Origin of the sequence: Microbacterium oleivorans, assembly GCF_023715745.1 — a bacterium.
Lineage (GTDB): Bacteria > Actinomycetota > Actinomycetes > Actinomycetales > Microbacteriaceae > Microbacterium > Microbacterium oleivorans_D.
The window spans coordinates 257,201-275,952 of sequence record NZ_JAMBOV010000003.1; the positions used below are offsets into that span (position 1 = coordinate 257,201).

The window sequence follows — 18,752 nt, forward strand, 5'->3', positions numbered from 1 at the left end:
GGCGCCGATCAGGCGTCGAGGTCGTCGACGCCCGGCATCCAGCTGTGCCCTGGCTTGCCCCACCCGCGCTTGCGGGCGATCTTCTGCGTCGTCTTCCAGTCCGAGTCCGACAGGCGGTCGATGTAGAGGATGCCGTTGAGGTGGTCGAACTCGTGCTGCATGATGCGCGCGCGCCACCCGTCGACGCGGATCTCGACGGGCGCCCCCTCGAGGTCGGTGCCGGTCACGAGCACGGCGTCGGCGCGACGCAGCGGGAACCGCTCGCCGGGGAAGGAGAGGCAGCCCTCCGACTCGTCGTCGGGATCGGGGGAGCCGGGTTCGGGTGGGCTCATCCAGAGCTCCGGGTTGATGAGGACTCCGCGCCACGGCTGACCCTCGTCGTCCTGGTACGAGTACGTGTAGATCCGCAGACCCACACCGACCTGCGGAGCAGCCAGTCCGACCCCGGGCGCCGTGTCCATCGTCTCGAACATGTCTGCCACGAGCGTGCGGATGTCGTCGGTCACCTCGTCGACGGGAGCGGCGACGGAATGGAGGACGGGATCGCCCATGATGCGAATCGGAAGTACGGCCACGTCAGAAGCCTAACGAGGCCCCGGCCCGGTATCGTCGAGGCGTGATTCTCCCCGGGACGCCGATCGACGACCTCACCGACGAGCTCGTCGGCGTCTTCGGGAACCCGGCCATCCTCATCGGCATCCCGCTCGCTGTGATCGGCGCCGTGTTCATGTCGTTCGGGGCGCAGTACCAGCACCGGGGTGTCCAGAAAGTCGAGCGGCTGACGGCGCAGGCGGGTGTCTCCGGCCTGACCGGCGGTCAGCTGCTGCGGCTCCTGCGTCGGCCGTCGTGGGTCCTCGGGACCGTCATGCTCGGGCTCGCGATCCTCTGCCAGCTCGCCGCGCTCTCGTTCGCGCCGCTCATCCTCGTCCAGCCGATCGGGGCGATCTCTCTCGTCATCACCACGCTCCTCAACGCGAGAGTCAGCGGACACAAGCCGACCCGCCGTTCGATCACCTCGATCGCGCTGTGCGTGGGCGGCATCTTCATCTTCGTGACGGTCGCGGCACTGTACGCGACGGAACGACCGATCAGCGACCCGCAGCTGCTCACGGTCCTCTGGATCCTCCTCGGCGTCGTCGTCGTGCTGAGCGTGCTGTGGGTCACGCTGCGCAAGCGGATGCGGGCGCTGTTCTACATCGTGGCCGCAGGCATCGTCTACGGCTTCGTCGCGACCTTGGCGAAGGTCGTCATCAACCGCATCTCGAACGGCGACTTCGAGTGGCTCACGGTCCTCTGCATCGTCGCGCTGCTCGCCGGCACCGCCATGGGCGCGTACTTCGTCCAGACCGCCTACTCGTCGGGCCCACCCGACCTCGTCATCGCGGGGCTCACCGTCATCGACCCGATCGTCGCGATCGTCATCGGACTCGCCGTCCTGGACGAGGCTCGCGGGGCGCCGTTCTGGGCGTACATCGGTTTCGCCATCGCAGGAGCACTTGCGATCATCGGCGTCTTCCAGCTCGCTCGCTATCACCCGCAGGTGATCAGCGACAGCCAGGAGATCCCGATCGCGCGCGGCAGCAGCGAGTTCACCGACGGGAAGAAGCCCACGACGGGATCCATCCGCCTCACGGAGACCGTCTCGAAGGTCTGGCCGGACCCACCCGTGAAGGACGAGGAACGGCCGAAACGATAGGCTCGTTCCCACAGGGGGCGGTGGCCAAGCTGGTCAAGGCAGCGGGCTCATAACCCGACGATCGTGGGTTCAAGTCCCACCCGCCCTACCGATGCCGCGACTCGATCGGCTCGAAGTCCATCCGGTCGAGGGTCGCGTAGAACCAGGTGGCCACCCCGGCTGTGAGGACGACGAACGCACCCCCCGTCGCGACGGGGCGGTTACCGTCTTCGCTCAGCTGCCATCGGAAGAAGGCGGTGTCCCTCTCGACGCGGGGTGCATCGCGGAGAGAGGCCTTCATACCCGGCGTCAGGGACGCCACCATGGCCGCCACCCGGCGTTCGAACGCCGCACGACCGTACACCGGACGGTCGAAGCTCACGTGGCAGATGTCGGGGTGGATCAAGCGTTCGATGGCTGCGCCACGGCGCGCTGCGTCGCGCTCATTGATGATCTCCGCCAGGTACACAGCGGGGAACACGTCGCCCGTGGACATGCGTCAAGGACAGCGCCCGGCGACGCGCGCCGTCAACATCTTCCCGGTGCCGCTCAGCGGTGGTACCGGGGCGTCGGCCCTGCGGCTCCGCGCTGGACGGCGTCGTACGAGGGCTGCCGCAGGCCGTGTACCCAACGCGGCATCCGGGCGCCGGGAATGAGGCGTCGGCCTGCATCCGCCCTCATCTCGTCGGGGGCGTCGACACTCCGCAGCTCCACCAGCGCGAACGGATGCCAGGGCCCTCGCGGCGTCGCGTGTGAGAGCTCGAGCCACCACGACGCCGCGCGCAGCGCGGCCTGGAGACCCGTCCGGTCGGCGGGCAGACGAGGACTCAGTGAACGGGCCCGTAGCACCATCGAGCCCCGCGCGCCCTCGTACGGCAGGAGCGTGCCGTAGACGCCGGGCGACGGGCACACGCGCAGAAGCAGGGCGAAGCGAAGGGGGACACCGGAGCCCGTCGATGCGAATTCGAGGTCGGCAGTCCCCTCCGGCGTCTCCACCCGAAGCGCCAGTCCGAGGACGTCGGGGAACGGCGCGGGAAGCCCGAGGGATCGCGAGAACCGGGCCGTCAGCATCTGACGTTCACCCGGCGCCGCATCGTCGATCCACCGGATGCCTGAAGGTGACGTTCGTGGAAGCCAGTGCACGGACCCCGAGAGCGGAAGCCCTCGCGAATGGATCGGGCGAGGACGGCGCAGGTGCTGGAGAACTGTGAACACGCGCGCGAGGGCGCGCCCGATCGCGCTGATCAAGACATCTGCGTGGACGCCGTGTCGTCTTGCTCCGACTCGCCTTCACCGGCGCGCGCCGCGTCAGCTTTGACTTCGTCGCTCGCCGCATCCGTGGGCGGCGCGTCGTCGGCGTGCGCGTCCTCGGCGTCGCGGTGGTGGGGAGTGTTGTCGCTCATGGTGTTCCTTCCGTCCAAGGTCTCACCCTCTCGCCGGTGCCCCGATCCGCGTACGGGCTTGACGGGCGACGCAACTCGTGAGTGTTACACGGTTGTGATTCGAGCTCGTCGTGGGCGATAATGGCGGCACAACCGGATATCCGGCCAGCACTCTCCATCAGGTCGTAGGGGAAGACGTACCTGAACGAAACGGAGAGATCGATGGCCACACCTCAGGCGCGCGGAGTGATCTTCATCCACTCCGCGCCACGCGCGCTGTGCCCCCACTTGGAGTGGGCGGCCGGACGCGCCCTCGGTCATGCCGTCAACTTCGAGTGGGCGGACCAGCCCGTCCTCGACGGCAGCCGGCGCGCGGAGTTCTACTGGGAGGGACCCGCCGGCACCGGCGCCGCCCTCGCCACCGCCATGCGTGGGTGGGAGCACCTGCGTTACGAGGTGAGCGAGGATCCGACGCCTCGCAGCGACGGCGGCCGCTGGCTCCACACGCCGAGCCTCGGCATCCACTATGCGCAGACGGATACGGCGGGCAATGTCGTCATCGGCGAGGATCGCCTCCGGTACGCGATGGAGATCGCGGCGGGAGACATCGCCGAGCTGCAGCGGGAGCTGGACGTCGCGCTCGGGGTTGCATGGGATGACGAACTCGAACCGTTCCGGCACGCGAGCGACGACGCTCCGGTCGTGTGGCTGCACAAGGTCGGCTGAGACGGTCGGGGGTGTCAGGACACTTCACGATCGGAGAGGATGCCAGGCGGGGCAGGAGAGCCTCGACCGGCTGCGGACGGCTTCCCGGAGACCGGGGCGGCCTCGGCCCCGCCTGAGCGAGACGACAGACGCCCCCGGTGGCTTCCCGGGGGCGTCTGTCGTGGTCGGAGTCAGACCGAGCGGAACGCGACGACGGCGTTGTGGCCGCCGAATCCGAACGAGTTGCTGATGGCCAGCTGATCACCGTCGCCGAGCGGCACGGCGTCGCCCGAGAGACGGAACGGCACGGCCGGGTCGGGCTCGGTGATGTTGATGGTCGGCGGAGCCACACGGTCGCGCAGCGCGAGGACCGTGAACATCGCCTCGAGGGCTCCCGTGCCGCCCAGAAGGTGGCCGGTGGACGCCTTCGTGGCCGACACCGGCATCTCGTCCACGCGGTCACCGAAGACCGACTTCAGAGCGACGTACTCGTTGGGGTCGCCGACGGGGGTCGAGGTCGCATGCGCGTTGACGTGCGTGACGTCGGCGGGCGCGGCATCCGCCATCTCCAGCGCGAGCCGCACCGCACGCGCGGCGCCGGTGCCCTCCGGGTCGTTGGCCGTGATGTGGTACGAATCCGCCGTGACGCCACCGCCGACGAGCTCGGCGTAGATCTTGGCACCGCGCGCCTTCGCGTGCTCCTCGGTCTCGAGGATGAGGACCGCGGCGCCCTCGCCCATGACGAAGCCGTCACGGTCGATGCTGCCGGGACGGGAGGCTGTTGCGGGGGAGTCGTTGCGTCGCGAGAGCGCCTGCATCGAGGCGAACGACGCGATCGTGATGGGGTGGATCGCCGATTCGGTGCCACCTGCGATGACGACGTCGGCGAGGCCGGCGCGCATGTGCTCGAGGGCGTTGACGATCGACTCGGTGCTCGAGGCGCATGCGCTCGCGAACGTGCGGGCGTAGGCGCGGGCACCGAAGTGCAGGGACAGGTTGCCCGCCGCGGCATTGGGCATGAGCATGGGCACCGTCATGGGCATGACGCGGCGCGGGCCCTTCTCACGCAGGGTGTCCCATGCGTCGAGCAGCGTCCACACGCCGCCGATGCCGGTGGCGAACTCGACGCCCAGACGCTCGGGGTCGACCTCGGGCGAGCCGGCGTCCTCCCACGCTTCCTTGGCCGCGACCATCGCCAGCTGCGACGACGGGTCGAGGCGCTTGGCGACCGGGCGCTCCAGGACGGTCTCCGGGCGCACCTTCGCCTCTGCGGCGAAGGTGACGGGCAGCTGGTACTGCTCGACCCACTCGTGCTCGAGCGTGCGGGTACCTGATTCACCGGCGAGGAGGGCGTCCCAGCTCTCGCCGGCGGTACCGCCGATGGGGGAGGTCGCACCGATGCCGGTGACGAAGATTCGCTTGTTGCTCATGGTTCCCTCGTGCTGCTCCGGTGGGGGCGGACCCCCACCGGACGCGCGGATCAGGCCTGGTTGGACGAGATGTAGGTGACGGCGTCGCCGACGGTCTTGAGGTTCTTGACCTCGTCGTCGGGGATCGTGACGCCGAACTTCTCCTCGGCGTTGACGACGATCGTCATCATCGAGATGGAGTCGATGTCGAGGTCGTCCGTGAACGACTTCTCCAGCGCGACCTCGTCGGCCGAGATGCCGGTCTCGTCGGTGATGAGTTCGGCCAGGCCGGCGAGGACCTCGTCGTTGGTGAATGCCATGGGATTGCTCCTTCTGTGGGTATCGGGCCCAGCCGGGCCGGTAGTCAGTTTAGGTGGGGGAGAGTCGCCGTCATGGGAGGACGACGACCTGTGCGCCGAACACGAGTCCGGCGCCGAAACCGATCTGCAGGGCGAGACCGCCGCTGAGCTCCGGGTGCTCCTCGAGCAGACGATGCGTCGCCAGCGGGATGGATGCCGCCGACGTGTTGCCCGTGGTCTCGATGTCGCGGCCGATGACGACGGATTCGGGGAGCTTCAGCTGCTTCGCGAACTCGTCGATGATGCGCATGTTCGCCTGGTGCGGCACGAAGGCGGCCAGGTCGTCGGGGGTGATGCCCGCCGCCTCGATGGCCTGACGCGCGACCTTGACCATCTCCCAGACCGCCCAGCGGAAGACGGTCGGGCCTTCCTGGCGCAGCGTGGGCCACGGCGCGGCACCGTCACGGAACTCGGTCAGCGTGTGGTTCATGCCCACGGCATCCGCCTTGGATCCGTCCGAGCCCCAGATCGTCGGACCGATGCCCGGGGTCTCGCTCGGGCCGACGACGACGGCGCCCGCTCCGTCACCGAGGAGGAACGAGATCGAGCGGTCGCTCGGATCGACGATGTCGCTGAGCTTCTCGGTGCCGATGACGACCGCGTAGTGGGCGGCCCCTGCGCGGATGAGGGCGTCCGCCTGCGCGACGCCGTAGGCGAAGCCCGCGCAGGCTGCGTTCAGGTCGTACGCGGCTGCGGGGTTGGCGCCGACGCGGTCGGCGACGATCGCCGACACCGACGGAGTCTGCTTGGGGTTCGAGATCGTCGCGACGATGACCGCGTCGATCTCGTCGGCGGGGACGCCCGAGCGCTCGATGGCCTCGGCGGCGGCATCCGCGGCGAGATCGATCGCCGTCGTGTCCGCCTCGGCCCGGACGCGGGTGACGATACCGGTGCGCTGGCGGATCCACTCGTCGCTCGAGTCGATCGGACCGATGAGGTCCTCGTTCGGGACCGCGTTCTCGCCGCGCGCGGCGCCGTAGGCGTAGATGCGGGTGTGGGCGGCACCGGTCGGCTGGATCAGCTGGGGGGTCATGCGTTCTCTCCGGTCAGGAGGGCGTTCGCTGCGGCGAGGTCCTCGGGCGTCTTCACCGCAACAGACGGTACGCCGCGCAGTCCGCGCTTGGCGAGTCCGACGAGTGTCCCCGCCGGGGCCAGCTCGATGATGCCCGCGACACCGTTCGCCGCGAAGGAGGACATGCACAGATCCCACCGGACGGGGTTCGCGACCTGTGCGACCAGGAGGTCGAGCGCTGCGCGCCCATCCGAGACGGTGCCCCCGTCGCGGTTGCTCCAGAGCGTGAGGGAGGGATCGGATGCCGCCACGTCGGCTGCAGCGGAGCGGAGCGTCTCGACGGCGGGGGCCATGTACCGCGTGTGGAACGCGCCGGCGACCTGCAGGGGGATCACACGGCTTCCGCGCGGTGCGTCGGCGCCGAGTTCGGCGAGGGCGGGGAGCGCACCGGCGGCGACGATCTGACCGCCGCCGTTGTAGTTCGCCGGCGTGAGGTCGAGCTCCTCGAGGCGCCCGAGCACGGCCGACTCGTCTCCGCCGACGACGGCGCTCATGCCCGTCTCCTCGAGTGCAGCGGCCTCGGCCATTGCGCGCCCGCGGATGCCGACCAGACGCATGCCGTCCTCCTCGGAGAGCACTCCCGACGCGACGAGCGCCGCGATCTCGCCGACCGAGTGGCCGGCGACACCGTCGGGGCGGTGGCCGGCGGCGATGAGGGAGCGCCATGAGAGGAGGCTGGCTGCGACGATGAGCGGCTGGGCCACTTTGGTGTCGCGGATACGGTCGGCATCCCATTCGGTCCCCGCGGCGACGAGGTCGACCCCGGCGTACGCGGAGTACTGCTCGAGCAGTTCGCGGGTGCCTTCGGTTTCGAGCCACGGGGCGAGGAACCCGGGGGTCTGCGAACCCTGGCCCGGGAAGACGGCGATGATCACGGTTTCCATCCTTGCAAGTTCGGGTCGGACGTGCTGTCGGTCGGCGCACAAGAAAGTGCGATTCGTTTGTTCGTGTCGTACAGGTCAGGCGCGGCGCGTGGGGCGTCGGCGGGTCACTTCGGCGCCGATCGACCCGAGGATGAGCGCCGTCTGGAGGATGAGCGCCTCCCGGGGACCGGTCGCATCCCACCCGATGACGTCCGAGACCCGCTTCAGGCGGTAGCGGACCGTGTTGGGATGCACGAAGAGCTCGCGGGCCGTCGCTTCGAGGGAGCGCCCGTTGTCGAGATAGCTCCAGAGCGTCGTCACGAGGTCGGTGGAGTGCGCCTGCAGCGGCCGGTAGATCTTCTCGATGAGGGTCGCCTTCGCGAGCGGGTCACCGGCGAGCGCCCTCTCGGGGAGCAGGTCGTCGGCCTCGACGGGGCGGGGGGCGTGGCGCCACGACTTCGCCACCGCGAAACCCGCGAGCGCGGCCCGGGCGCTGAGACCCGCATCGAGCAGGGCAGGCGCGGTCGGGCCGAGCACGAGGTGACCGCTGCCGAAGCCCGGCTCGAGCCGGGTGGCGATTTCGGGGAAGGGGAGCTCCTCGGCATCGTCCCGTCCCGCCTGATCGGCTCGTCCGATCACCAGCACGAGACGGGACCCCTGCACGCCGATGAGGACGTCGACACCGAGCTTGCGCGCCGTGCGGCGCACCTGGTCCACGTCGAGCTGCGGCGGCGTCGTGCCGACGAGGACCGCGACCTCGCCGTGACCGTGCCAGCCGAGGGCGGCGATGCGACTGGGCAGTTCCTCGTCGGCCTCTCCCGTGAGGATCGAGTCGACGACGAGGGCTTCGAGACGTGCGTCCCAGAGTCCACGAGCCTCGGCCGCGCGGGCGTAGACGTCGGCGGCGGCGAAGGCGACCTCTCGCGAATACAGGAGGATGCTTTCGCGGAGCCCGTTCCCGCGTCCGGCGACGCGTTCTTCGGTCGTCTCGACCGTCACCTTGATGAGCTGGAGAGTCTGCGTGAGGCTGATGCTCCGCAGCAGCTCGCGCGGCGCGGACGCGAAGACGTCGGCCGCGATCCACGGCGTCGAATTCGGGTTGTCATACCACTCGACGAATGACGAGATGCCGGACTGCGCGACGAGGCCGACGGCCGACCGCCGCCCGGGGGGCATCTCGGCGTACCACGGCAGGGACTCTTCGAGCCTGCGCAGCGTGGTGGTCGCGAGATCACCCGAGATCCGACGGAGCCACGCCAGTGTCTCCGCCTTCTCCTGGGCGGTCGGCCGTTCGGTCATCGTGCGGGTCAGGCTTCGCCGCCCGCGTTGCCGGAGGTGCCGGCGTTGACGTCGTGCAGACGGTACTTCTCGATCGCCTGAGCCGACAGGCCGCGGTCGACGACACCGTCCTCGGCGAGTGCCTGCAGGGTGCGCACGACGATCGACGGGCCGTCGATCTTGAACTGGCGTCGTGCGGCTGCGCGGGTGTCCGAGAATCCGAAGCCGTCAGCGCCGAGCGTGGCGTAGCGACGCGGGATCCACTGGCGGATCTGGTCCTGCACCGCGTGCATGAAGTCGCTGACCGCCACGATCGGGCCCTCCGAGTCGCGGAGCTTCTCGGTGACGTAGGCCGTCTTGGCCTCCTCAGTCGGGTGCAGGAAGTTGTGCTCGTCGGCGGCGAGGCCGTCCCGGCGCAGCTCGGTCCAGCTCGTGACCGACCAGACGTCGGCGCTCACGCCCCAGTCCTTCTGCAGCAGCTCCTGCGCCTCGAGCGCCCACGGCAGACCGACGCCGGAGGCGAGGATCTGGGCGCGGTGGCCCTCACCCGAGCCGGTGGCGACGCGGTGGATGCCGCGGACGATGCCGTCCACGTCGACGTCCTCCGGCTCCTTCGGCTGCACGATCGGCTCGTTGTAGACGGTGATGTAGTACATGACGTTCGGGTCTTCGTGCTCCCCGCCGTACATGCGCTCGAGGCCCGACTGCACGATGTGCGCGATCTCGTAGCCGTAGGCGGGATCGTAGGAGACCGTCGCCGGGTTGGTCGACGCCAGCAGGTGCGAGTGGCCGTCGGCGTGCTGGAGGCCCTCACCGGTCAGCGTCGTCCGACCGGCCGTCGCGCCGATGATGAAGCCGCGCGCCATCTGGTCGCCCGCCGCCCACTGGGCGTCGCCCGTGCGCTGGAAGCCGAACATCGAGTAGAAGACGTACACCGGGATGAGCGGCTCGCCGTGCGTCGCGTAGGACGTGCCGACACCCGTGAAGGCGGCGAGGGCGCCGGCCTCGTTGATGCCGACGTGCATGATCTGGCCCTGCGGGCTCTCCTTGTAGGCCAGGAGCAGCTCGCGGTCGACGGACGTGTAGTTCTGCCCGTTCGGGTTGTAGATCTTCGCGGTCGGGAAGTACGCGTCCATGCCGAACGTGCGCGCCTCGTCGGGGATGATCGGCACGATGCGGTGGCCGAAGTCCTTCGTGCGCAGCAGATCCTTCAGCAGTCGGACGAACGCCATGGTCGTGGCGACCTCCTGCGTCCCCGAGCCCTTCTTCGGCAGCGCGTAGACGCTGTCGTCGGGAAGGCTGAGCGACGTGTACTTGCTGCGACGCTGCGGGAGCGTGCCGCCGAGCGTGCGACGGCGTTCGACCATGTACTCGATGGTCTCGTCGTCCGCACCCGGGTGGTAGTACGGCGGCTCGTAGGGGTTCTCCTCGAGCTGCGCGTCCGTGAGCGGGATGTGCATCTGATCGCGGAACAGCTTGAGGTCGTCGAGGGTCATCTTCTTCATCTGGTGGGTCGCGTTGCGACCCTCGAAGTGCGGCCCCAGGCCGTATCCCTTGACCGTCTTCGCGAGGATGACGGTCGGCTGCCCCTTGTGCTCGACGGCGGCCTTGTACGCCGCGAAGACCTTGCGGTAATCGTGCCCACCGCGCTTGAGGTTCCAGATCTGCTCGTCGGAGTAGTCCTTGACGAGGGCGGCGGCGCGCTCGTCGCGCCCGAAGAAGTGCTCACGTACGTAGGCACCGCTCTCGGCCTTGTACGTCTGGAAGTCGCCATCCGGCGTGCTGTTCATGAGGTTCAGCAGGGCGCCGTCGGCGTCGCGGGAGAGCAGGTCGTCCCACTCGCGGCCCCAGACGACCTTGATGACGTTCCAGCCGGCGCCGCGGAAGAAGCTCTCCAGCTCCTGGACGATCTTGCCGTTGCCGCGGACCGGGCCGTCGAGGCGCTGCAGGTTGCAGTTGACGACGAAGGTGAGGTTGTCGAGTCCCTCGTTCGCCGCGACCTGCAGCTGACCGCGGCTCTCGACCTCGTCCATCTCGCCGTCGCCGAGGAAGGCCCAGACGTGCGAGTCGGAGAGGTCCTTGATCCCACGGTTGGTGAGGTACTTGTTCGTCATCGCCTGGTAGATGGCGTTGATCGGTCCGAGACCCATCGAGACGGTCGGGAACTGCCAGTAGTCCGGCATGAGGCGCGGGTGGGGGTAGGAGGGAAGGCCGTTCGGAGCCGCGGATGCCTCCTGGCGGAAGCCGTCGAGCTGCTGGCTCGTGAGTCCGCCCTCGAGGAACGAACGGGCGTACATGCCGGGGGAGGCGTGGCCCTGGAAGAAGACCTGGTCGCCGCCGCTGGAGTGATCCGGGCCGCGGAAGAAGTGGTTGAAACCGACCTCGTACAGCGCTGCCGAGGAGGCGTACGTGGAGATGTGGCCGCCGACACCGATGCCGGGACGCTGCGCACGGTGCACCGTCAGGGCGGCGTTCCAGCGGATCCAGCGACGGTAGCGACGCTCGACCTCTTCGTCACCCGGGAACTCGGGCTCGCTGTCGACGGGGATGGTGTTGATGTAGTCCGTGGTCGGGACCTGCGGGACATTCAGGTGCAGTTCACGCGAGCTCTGCAGCAGGCTCAGCATGATCTCGCGGCCGCGACTCGCGCCTCGGGCGTCGACGAGCTGCCGCAGGGATTCCTGCCACTCCGACGTCTCTTCCGGGTCGCTGTCCTGCGGGCCCTGCGAGTACGGATCCTGATCGTTGACAGTCACAAGAGGCCTTTCGTCGCCTGGCAGATCGTGCCAGGAAGGAGGGTTCGAGCGAGGGCGCGCTTGTTCGCCGCGCACAACTCGCTTGTCCTCAGCCTACCCATTCCGCTCGACGGTGTTCGCCGCTCGGGACGGCTCGATGAGGCAGGCCAGGACGGATGCCGGGAGTGGGCCCTGCCGGGATCGAACCGACGACATCCACGGTGTAAACGTGGCGCTCTACCAGCTGAGCTAAAGGCCCTGAGGCACCGAGTCTACGGGCGTGCGCCCCCGACCCGGTGCGCGGTCACCGCGCCGCGGGTTCCGTGTGGAGGTCGCCGCCCGGCGCCAGCCGCGAGTGTCGACGCGAGTAGGCGAAGTAGATGACGAACCCGAGGGCGAGCCAGATGAGGAACCGCAGCCAGGTCTCGACCGTGAGGTTCAGCATCAGGTAGATGCAGACGGCGGCGGAGAGCGCGGGCAGCCACGGGTTGAGGGGAACCCGGAAGCCGCGCGGCAGATCGGGGCGGCGGCGGCGCAGCACGATGACGCCGACGGAGACGAGCACGAACGCCGACAGCGTGCCGATGTTGACCATCTCCTCCAGAACGCCGACGGGTGTGAGCCCGGCGACCACAGCGACGATGACCGTCACGATCACCGAGATGACCCACGGGGTGCGGAAGCGGGGGTGCACCTTGGCGAGACCCCGGGGGAGGAGGGCATCTCGCGACATGGCGAAGATGATGCGCGTCGCGCCGATCATGAGCGTCAGGACGACGGTGGTCAGGCCGGCGACGGCGCCGGCCGAGATGACCGTCGCCATCCAGGTCTGGCCGTGGAAGGCGAACGCGTTCGCGAGAGCCGCGGCCGGGTCGAGGTCCTGGTAGGGGACCATGCCGGTGACGACCAGCGCGACGGCGCCGTAGAGGATCGTGCAGATCACGAGCGAGGCGATGATGCCGATCGGCAGGTCGCGCTGGGGACGCTTGGTCTCCTCCGCCGTCGTCGCGACGACGTCGAAGCCGATGTACGCGAAGAACACGAGAGCGGCGCCGGCGAAGATGCCCCCCACGCCGAAGGCGGTCGGCTCGATGCCGGAGAAGAACTGGAGGAGCGGCTGCGTCAGACCCGACGCCGTCTCGCGCGGCGCGGCATCCGGGATGAACGGGGAGTAGTTCGCCGGGTTCACGAACATGAGACCGGCGATGATCACGAACAGGACGATGAAGAGCTTGACCGCCACGAGGACGAGGTTCACCCGAAGCGATTCACGGATGCCGACGGTGATGAGCACGCCCAAAATGACCACGAGCAGCATGGCCATCACGTCGACCGTCCCGCCGTATCCGATGGCGGCGGGGATCGCGGCGCCGAGCTGCTCCATCAGCGAGCCGAGGTACGCGCTCCATCCCTGCGCGACGACACTCGCGCCGAGGAACATCTCGAGGATCAGGTCCCAGCCGATGATCCACGCGAACAGTTCGCCGAGCGACGCGTACGAGAAGGTGTAGGCCGAGCCGGAGACCGGGACGGTCGACGCGAATTCGGCGTAGCACATCGCGGCCAGACCGCACGCGATGGCGGCGACGACGAAGCTGATGACGATCGCGGGTCCGGCGACCTCGTGCGCCGCCCGCCCCGTGAGGGTGAAGATGCCCGCACCGATGACGACACCGACGCCGAAGACCGTCAGGTCGAGCGCCGAGAGCGACTTCTTGAGCCGGAACTCCGGCTCCTCCGTGTCGGCGATCGACTGCTCGACCGTCTTGGTGCGCAGCATGCTCATGCTGATCTCCTCCCGCACGATTCCGGCACGTCATGCTAGTGCGTCACGCCATCGCCACTGAAGGCGACGCCCCGTCGGCGCGTACGGCGAGGGTAGGTTGGAGGGCGTGAAAGCCAGCTTTGCCGACCAGCGCCGCCTCCTCGATCTCGCCGATGCGGATCTCGCCGCGCAGCAGGCCGACCACGCTCGTCGCAACCCCGCGCAGGCGGCCCGCGTGAAGGAGCTGCTGGCCGAGCGCGCGACGCACTCGACCGAACTGACGCGGCGCCTCGGCGCGCGCGACGACGCGAAGACGGAACTCGCCCGCATCCAGTCCGACGTCGCCGTCGTCGATGCCCGCACCGCGCGCGACAACGAGCGTCTCGCCTCGACGTCGAGCGCGAAGGACGCGCAGGGGCTCGAGCACGAGATCGCTTCACTGGCCAGAAGGAAGTCCGACCTCGAGGACGCCGAGCTCGAGGTGATGGAACGCCTCGAGGAGGCGGAGGCCGCCGTCGCCGAGCAGGAGGCGCTGATCGCGTCGGTCAACGCGGAGGGTGCTCGGCTGAGCACCGAGGCGAAGGACGTCGTCGCGGAGGCGACCGCTCGGTTCGAGGCCGCCAGCCGGGACCGCGCCGCCATCGCCGCGTCTCTTCCTGCGGACCTGGTCGGCATGTACGACCGCCTCGCCGCACGCGGCGTCGGCGCGGGGCTGCTGCAGCATCGGACCTGCGGGGGATGCCGCATGGTCCTGTCCGGGACCGACCTGAACGTCGTGCGCGCCGCAGCCGAGGACGACGTCGTCACGTGCCCCGAGTGCGGTTGCATCCTGGTGCGCGGCGAGGATTCCGGGCTCTGACCGATCCGGGTGCTCCCGCGGGGGACGCCGTCCCCTGGATCGTCGTGGGCACGTCCGGCGACGGCGTCGCCGTCGTCCCGGTGACCGCCGACGGCACCCGCGGCGAGCCCGCGGTCCTCGATCGCGTGGCTCTCGCCGCTCGGGTGCGGCGGGCCGACGACACGACCCGCTGGGTGTGGAGCGACACGACCGCCTGGTACCCGGCGCTCCTGGCCGAGGGGGTTCGGGTAGCCCGTTGCCACGACCTGCGACTGTCGCACGCGATCCTGCGCGACAGCGCCCGTTCGGTCGGCGCGGAGGGGCTTCGTTCCGCGACGGAGTGGGATGCCGCGGCATCCGTCGTCGACGACGGTCCGAGCGCGCTCTTCGAGATCGACCCCGGCATCCGCGAAGTGCCGCACGACGTCGACTCGGCGGTCGCGGAGTTCATCCGACAGCGTGAGGTCGTCGCCGGGAGCGCGGCGGGGCTGCGCCTGCTGGTGGCCGCCGAGTCGGCCGGCGCGCTCGTCGCCACCGAGATGCACGCAGCAGGGGTGCCGTGGGACGGCGAGGTGCACGACGTGATCCTGACGGGGATGCTGGGCGCACGCGATCCCGGCGGACGACAGCCGGCTCGCATCGAGGGCCTGGGCGCCGAGATCCGGGAGCTGCTGGGCGATCCGGGTGTCAGTCTCGACTCGCAGCCCAAGCTGCTGCGCGCACTCCATCGCGTGGGGGTCGCCGCGACGTCGACGAGCAAGTGGGAGCTGCGCGAGTACGACCACCCCGTCATCGCGCCCCTGCTCGAGTACAAGCGGCTCATGCGCATGTTCACCGCCAACGGGTGGGCCTGGCGCGACGAGTGGGCGCCCGACGGGCGGTTCCGTCCGGTCTATGTGCCCGGCGGCGTCGTCACGGGCCGATGGGCCTCCTCCGGCGGTGGCGCGCTGCAGCTGCCGCGTCAGCTGCGTCCTGCGGTGCGGGCGGACCCCGGCTGGTCGCTCGTCGTCGCCGACGTCGCACAGCTCGAACCGCGGGTGCTCGCGGCGATGTCGCGGGATGCCGCCCTCGCCGAGAGCGCCCGCGGCAGCGACCTCTACGAGGGCATCGTCTCCCGCGGGGTCGTGAGCACCCGGTCGGAGGCGAAGTTCGCGCTGCTCGGGGCGATGTACGGCGCGACGACGGGCGACAGTGGCCGGCTCGTGCCGGCGTTGCGTCGGGCCTACCCGCGGGCCATGGGACTCGTCGACGACGCCGCCAGGGTCGGCGAGGAAGGCGGTGTCGTCACGACGTGGCTGGGTCGCTCGAGTCCGCCGCCCTCTCCCGGGTGGCGCGCACTGCAGGGGCGGGCGGGCGATCCCGACGCGACCGAGGCCGACCGCACCCGCGCGCGACGCGCCGCCCGCGACCGCGGGCGATTCACCCGCAACTTCGTCGTGCAGGGCACGGCGGCCGAGTGGGCGTTGGCGTGGCTGGGGGACCTGCGCGCCCGGCTGGCGGCGTTGCCGCTCGTCGACGACGTGGATGCCGCGCCGCGGTCGGGCCCGCTCCACGCCCGCCAGGCACATCTGGCGTTCTTCCTGCACGACGAGGTGATCGTCCACACGCCCGCCGCGCAGGCGGCGCAAGCGGCCGAGGCGGTCTCCCTCGCCGCGGACGCGGCCACGCGGCTCCTCTTCGGCGACATCCCGCTGGACTTCCGCCTCGACCTGCAGGTGCGTGTCGACGCCGCGAAGGAGTGATGCTGCGTCCGGATAGACTCGAGGCCGCGAATGGGTCGGCTGGACGGTCGCGTGGCGCGCAGGCGCACCGAGGAACGTCCGGGCTCCACAGGGCAGGGCGGTGGGTAACACCCACCCGGAGTGATCCGCGAGACAGTGCCACAGAGAGCAGACCGCCCCGGTTCCGACCGGGGTAAGGGTGAAAGGGTGGTGTAAGAGACCACCGGGGTCGTGGTGACACGACCCGCACGGTAAACCTCGCCCGGAGCAAGGTCAGACAGGGGATGTCGACGCGGCCCGCCGAGTCCCCGGGTAGACCGCTGGAGCGGCACGGCAACGTGTCGCCGAGAGAGATGACCGTCCACGGGGTCCGCGAGGATCCCCGGACAGAACCCGGCGTACAGGCCGGCCCATTCGCCCTCTTGTGGAGACGCCTCAGCGGGCGGTGGTGTCCGCGAGGTCGCCGCCCTGGTCGGCGGGGACGTCGTCGCGCTCGCCCGCGAGAGCGAGCGCCGCCGCGCCGATGATGCCCGCGTTGTTGCGGTGCACGGCGGGGACGATCTCGGTCTTCAGGTCGAGCAGCGGCAGGAACTTGTCGGCGTGCTTGGAGACACCGCCGCCCACGACGAAGAGGTCGGGGGTGAAGAGGAACTCGAGGTGACTGTAGTACTGCTGCAGTCGGTCGGCCCAGGCATCCCACGACAGCTCTTCGCGCTCCATCGCGGAGTAGGCCGTGTAGTGCTCGAAGTCCTTCTTGTGCCCCGGACGGTGGAGGTGACCGAGCTCGGTGTTGGGCACCAGCACACCCTTGTAGATCATCGCCGTGCCGATGCCGGTGCCGAGGGTCGTGAGCAGGACGAGACCGTTCCGGTCCTTCGCTGCGCCGTAGCGCATCTCGGCGACGCCGGCGACGTCCGCGTCGTTCGCGAAGTGGATCTGGCGGCCGAGGCCCTTCTCGAAGAACGCCTCCGCCTCGAAGTCGATCCATGTGTGCGCGACGTTGGCCGCGGACAGGGTGCGGCCGTTCTTCACGATCGCGGGGAAGGCGACGCCGAGTGGGACGTCGGCGTCCGTCACCTCGAGCTTCTCGAGCACCTCGCGGACGGCGGTGAGCACGTCGTCGGGTTCCGCACCCTTCGGCGTCGGGACCTTGATCCGGTCGGTGAGGAGGGTTCCTTGCGAGAGGTCGACGAGGGCACCCTTGATGCCCGTCCCTCCGATGTCGATGCCGACGGCGGTGGTGGCGGTCCCAGTCATGCCACCGAGCCTACTGCGACCGCGGAGACGGATTCGTAGGATGCCGGCCGCGGCGTTCGTAGGATGAAGCAGACGAGGCCAAGGAGGACCCATGAGCGACGCCGACAAGTACTGGTACAACCTGAAGACGGGCGAGGTGCAGCGGGGGTTCGAGGCTCCGGCCGTCGACCGTGCCGGCCCGTTCGACACCGCTGAGGAGGCGGCGCGCGCGCCCGAGATCATGCGCGAACGATCCCGGGCGTGGGCGGAGGAGGACGCGGCCGAAAACGGGTGAGTGGGGTCGCGTCGCGTGAGTGCAGCGCGGCGGGAGACCGATAGTCTGGCAGTCGGCTCGGCACCGGGAAGGATGCGATGGACAAGCAGCGTGACTTCGTTCTGAGGACGATCGAGGAGCGGGGGGTCAAGTTCATCCGGCTGTGGTTCACGGACGTGACCGGAACCCTCAAGTCGGTCGCCATCGCCCCCGCGGAGGTGGAGGGCGCATTCGCCGAGGGCCTCGGGTTCGACGGCTCCGCGATCGAGGGTCTGACCCGCTCGTACGAGTCCGACCTGCTGGCCCACCCCGATCCGTCCACGTTCCAGACCCTGCCGTGGCGCGGTGAGATCGACCCCACGGCGCGCATGTTCTGCGACATCACGACGCCGGACGGTCAGCCGGCCGTCGCCGATCCCCGCAACGTGCTGAAGCGGGCCCTCGCGAAGGCGGGCGACGCGGGCTTCACGTTCTACACGCACCCCGAGATCGAGTTCTACCTGCTGAAGTCGTCGTCCTTCGGTCCCGAGGGTCCGGAGCCGGTGGACTCCGCCGGCTACTTCGACAACGTCCCCGGCGGGACGGCGCACGACTTCCGCCGTCGCTCGGTGCGGATGCTCGAGGACCTCGGCATCTCGGTGGAGTTCAGCCACCACGAGGGCGGCCCGGGCCAGAACGAGATCGACCTCCGGTACGCCGACGCGCTCGCGACGGCCGACAACATCATGACGTTCCGCACAGTCGTCAAGGAGGTGGCGATCGAGCAGGGCGTGTATGCGACGTTCATGCCCAAGCCCCTCAGCGGCAAGCCGGGCAGTGGGATGCACACGCACATGTCGCTCTTCGAGGGCGACATGAACGCGTTCTACGAGGAGGGTGCGCAGTACCAGCTCTCCAAGACGGGCCGTCAATTCATCGCAGGTCTGCTGCGTCACGCCAACGAGATCTCCGCCGTCACGAACCAGTTCGTGAACTCGTACAAGCGGCTCTGGGGTGGCGATGAGGCGCCCAGCTTCATCTGCTGGGGCCACAACAACCGCTCCGCGCTGGTCCGCGTGCCGATGTACAAGCCCAACAAGGGGCAGTCGACCCGCGTCGAGTACCGAGCGCTCGACTCCGCCGCGAACCCTTACCTGGCGTACGCGCTGATGCTCGCCGCCGGCCTCAAGGGCATCGAGGAGGAGTACGAGCTGCCGCCCGAGGCCGAGGACAACGTGTGGTCGTTGACGGATGCCGAGCGCCGCGCTCTCGGCTACGGACCGCTTCCGTCGAGCCTCGATCACGCCCTCGAGTACATGGAGGAGTCCGAGCTCGTCGCCGAGACCCTCGGCGAGCAGGTCTTCAACTACGTGCTTCTGAACAAGCGTCGCGAGTGGCAGGAGTACCGGTCGCAGGTGACGCCCTTCGAGCTGCAGAAGAACCTCGAGATGCTCTGAGGCG

The 18,752-nt window shown here is 69.4% G+C and carries 18 protein-coding genes, 2 tRNA genes and 1 other RNA gene; 8 read left to right on the forward strand and 13 right to left on the reverse strand.

Annotation, left to right across the window (positions count from 1 at the left end; genetic code table 11):
- Positions 1-8: 8 nt before the first annotated feature.
- Positions 9-575, reverse strand: a complete 567-nt coding sequence (gene def, locus M3190_RS09180; protein WP_251580664.1) for a peptide deformylase — start codon at positions 573-575, stop codon at positions 9-11.
- A gap of 41 nt (positions 576-616) precedes the next feature.
- Between def and M3190_RS09185 the strand changes: the two genes are divergently transcribed.
- Both M3190_RS09185 and M3190_RS09190 read left to right on the forward strand, forming a co-directional pair.
- Positions 617-1,696, forward strand: a complete 1,080-nt coding sequence (locus M3190_RS09185) for a DMT family transporter (protein ID WP_251580665.1) — start codon at positions 617-619, stop codon at positions 1,694-1,696.
- Positions 1,697-1,710: 14 nt separating this feature from the next.
- Positions 1,711-1,784, forward strand: a tRNA-Ile gene (locus M3190_RS09190).
- Here the strand turns inward: M3190_RS09190 and M3190_RS09195 are convergent.
- From M3190_RS09195 to M3190_RS09205, 3 genes are all read right to left on the reverse strand, one after another.
- Positions 1,782-2,171: a hypothetical protein gene (locus tag M3190_RS09195; protein ID WP_251580666.1), complete on the reverse strand. Its 390-nt coding sequence runs from the start codon at positions 2,169-2,171 to the stop codon at positions 1,782-1,784. The two genes, M3190_RS09190 and M3190_RS09195, sit on opposite strands and share 3 nt — an antisense overlap.
- A gap of 53 nt (positions 2,172-2,224) precedes the next feature.
- A complete protein-coding gene (locus M3190_RS09200) occupies positions 2,225-2,746 on the reverse strand; it encodes a hypothetical protein (RefSeq protein WP_251580667.1) in 522 nt (173 codons plus the stop codon).
- A gap of 173 nt (positions 2,747-2,919) precedes the next feature.
- A complete protein-coding gene (locus M3190_RS09205) occupies positions 2,920-3,078 on the reverse strand; it encodes a hypothetical protein (RefSeq protein WP_251580668.1) in 159 nt (52 codons plus the stop codon).
- A gap of 201 nt (positions 3,079-3,279) precedes the next feature.
- Between M3190_RS09205 and M3190_RS09210 the strand changes: the two genes are divergently transcribed.
- A complete protein-coding gene (locus tag M3190_RS09210; protein WP_251580669.1) occupies positions 3,280-3,783 on the forward strand; it encodes a DUF3145 domain-containing protein in 504 nt (167 codons plus the stop codon).
- A 170-nt stretch (positions 3,784-3,953) separates the two neighbouring features.
- Here M3190_RS09210 and M3190_RS09215 read toward each other — a convergent pair whose 3' ends face one another.
- From M3190_RS09215 to M3190_RS09250, 8 genes are all read right to left on the reverse strand, one after another.
- Positions 3,954-5,192, reverse strand: coding sequence for a beta-ketoacyl-[acyl-carrier-protein] synthase family protein (locus tag M3190_RS09215; protein ID WP_251580670.1), 1,239 nt, complete (start codon positions 5,190-5,192; stop codon positions 3,954-3,956).
- 50 nt (positions 5,193-5,242) lie between these two features.
- Entirely contained in the window at positions 5,243-5,491 is a 249-nt protein-coding gene (locus M3190_RS09220) for an acyl carrier protein (RefSeq protein WP_065570643.1), read from the reverse strand.
- Between the two features lie 70 nt (positions 5,492-5,561).
- Entirely contained in the window at positions 5,562-6,563 is a 1,002-nt protein-coding gene (locus M3190_RS09225) for a beta-ketoacyl-ACP synthase III (protein ID WP_251580671.1), read from the reverse strand.
- Positions 6,560-7,477 (reverse strand): ACP S-malonyltransferase, encoded by a 918-nt coding sequence (locus M3190_RS09230; RefSeq protein ID WP_251580672.1) that lies wholly within the window; start codon positions 7,475-7,477, stop codon positions 6,560-6,562. Before M3190_RS09230 ends, M3190_RS09225 begins: the two co-directional genes overlap by 4 nt.
- An 84-nt stretch (positions 7,478-7,561) precedes the next feature.
- Positions 7,562-8,764, reverse strand: a complete 1,203-nt coding sequence (locus M3190_RS09235; protein ID WP_251580673.1) for a PucR family transcriptional regulator — start codon at positions 8,762-8,764, stop codon at positions 7,562-7,564.
- Between the two features lie 8 nt (positions 8,765-8,772).
- Positions 8,773-11,499: a pyruvate dehydrogenase (acetyl-transferring), homodimeric type gene (gene aceE, locus M3190_RS09240; protein ID WP_251580674.1), complete on the reverse strand. Its 2,727-nt coding sequence runs from the start codon at positions 11,497-11,499 to the stop codon at positions 8,773-8,775.
- Positions 11,500-11,664: 165 nt separating this feature from the next.
- Positions 11,665-11,737, reverse strand: a tRNA-Val gene (locus tag M3190_RS09245).
- Positions 11,738-11,782: 45 nt separating this feature from the next.
- Positions 11,783-13,264, reverse strand: coding sequence for an amino acid permease (locus M3190_RS09250; RefSeq protein WP_251580675.1), 1,482 nt, complete (start codon positions 13,262-13,264; stop codon positions 11,783-11,785).
- Between the two features lie 106 nt (positions 13,265-13,370).
- On the opposite strand from M3190_RS09250, the gene M3190_RS09255 reads away from it, so the two are divergent.
- From M3190_RS09255 to rnpB, 3 genes are all read left to right on the forward strand, one after another.
- The gene (locus M3190_RS09255) at positions 13,371-14,102 is read left to right on the forward strand and encodes a zinc ribbon domain-containing protein (RefSeq protein WP_251580676.1); all 732 of its coding nucleotides are present in this window, start codon (positions 13,371-13,373) and stop codon (positions 14,100-14,102) included.
- A complete protein-coding gene (locus tag M3190_RS09260; RefSeq protein WP_251580677.1) occupies positions 14,060-15,823 on the forward strand; it encodes a bifunctional 3'-5' exonuclease/DNA polymerase in 1,764 nt (587 codons plus the stop codon). Before M3190_RS09255 ends, M3190_RS09260 begins: the two co-directional genes overlap by 43 nt.
- 31 nt (positions 15,824-15,854) lie before the next feature.
- Positions 15,855-16,219: RNase P RNA component class A (rnpB, locus tag M3190_RS09265), an RNA gene on the forward strand.
- An 18-nt stretch (positions 16,220-16,237) separates the two neighbouring features.
- Here rnpB and ppgK read toward each other — a convergent pair.
- Positions 16,238-17,059 (reverse strand): polyphosphate--glucose phosphotransferase, encoded by an 822-nt coding sequence (gene ppgK, locus M3190_RS09270; protein ID WP_251580678.1) that lies wholly within the window; start codon positions 17,057-17,059, stop codon positions 16,238-16,240.
- Positions 17,060-17,150: 91 nt separating this feature from the next.
- On the opposite strand from ppgK, the gene M3190_RS09275 reads away from it, so the two are divergent.
- Together M3190_RS09275 and glnA are read left to right on the forward strand one after the other, a co-directional pair.
- Entirely contained in the window at positions 17,151-17,333 is a 183-nt protein-coding gene (locus M3190_RS09275; RefSeq protein WP_251580679.1) for an SPOR domain-containing protein, read from the forward strand.
- Positions 17,334-17,410: 77 nt separating this feature from the next.
- Positions 17,411-18,748, forward strand: a complete 1,338-nt coding sequence (gene glnA, locus M3190_RS09280) for a type I glutamate--ammonia ligase (RefSeq protein ID WP_064002148.1) — start codon at positions 17,411-17,413, stop codon at positions 18,746-18,748.
- Positions 18,749-18,752: the final 4 nt, after the last annotated feature.

What these genes read in the sequence shown, in the direction of transcription:
- M3190_RS09215 (WP_251580670.1), bottom strand. Translation starts at nt 5,192, where the DNA reads ATGAGCAACAAGCGAATCTTCGTCACCGGCATCGGTGCGACCTCCCCC.
- M3190_RS09275 (WP_251580679.1), top strand. Translation starts at nt 17,151, where the DNA reads ATGAGCGACGCCGACAAGTACTGGTACAACCTGAAGACGGGCGAGGTG.
- M3190_RS09195 (WP_251580666.1), bottom strand. Translation starts at nt 2,171, where the DNA reads ATGTCCACGGGCGACGTGTTCCCCGCTGTGTACCTGGCGGAGATCATC.
- M3190_RS09250 (WP_251580675.1), bottom strand. Translation starts at nt 13,264, where the DNA reads ATGAGCATGCTGCGCACCAAGACGGTCGAGCAGTCGATCGCCGACACG.
- M3190_RS09235 (WP_251580673.1), bottom strand. Translation starts at nt 8,764, where the DNA reads ATGACCGAACGGCCGACCGCCCAGGAGAAGGCGGAGACACTGGCGTGG.
- ppgK (WP_251580678.1), bottom strand. Translation starts at nt 17,059, where the DNA reads ATGACTGGGACCGCCACCACCGCCGTCGGCATCGACATCGGAGGGACG.
- M3190_RS09205 (WP_251580668.1), bottom strand. Translation starts at nt 3,078, where the DNA reads ATGAGCGACAACACTCCCCACCACCGCGACGCCGAGGACGCGCACGCC.
- M3190_RS09225 (WP_251580671.1), bottom strand. Translation starts at nt 6,563, where the DNA reads ATGACCCCCCAGCTGATCCAGCCGACCGGTGCCGCCCACACCCGCATC.
- glnA (WP_064002148.1), top strand. Translation starts at nt 17,411, where the DNA reads ATGGACAAGCAGCGTGACTTCGTTCTGAGGACGATCGAGGAGCGGGGG.
- M3190_RS09220 (WP_065570643.1), bottom strand. Translation starts at nt 5,491, where the DNA reads ATGGCATTCACCAACGACGAGGTCCTCGCCGGCCTGGCCGAACTCATC.
- M3190_RS09210 (WP_251580669.1), top strand. Translation starts at nt 3,280, where the DNA reads ATGGCCACACCTCAGGCGCGCGGAGTGATCTTCATCCACTCCGCGCCA.
- M3190_RS09200 (WP_251580667.1), bottom strand. Translation starts at nt 2,746, where the DNA reads ATGCTGACGGCCCGGTTCTCGCGATCCCTCGGGCTTCCCGCGCCGTTC.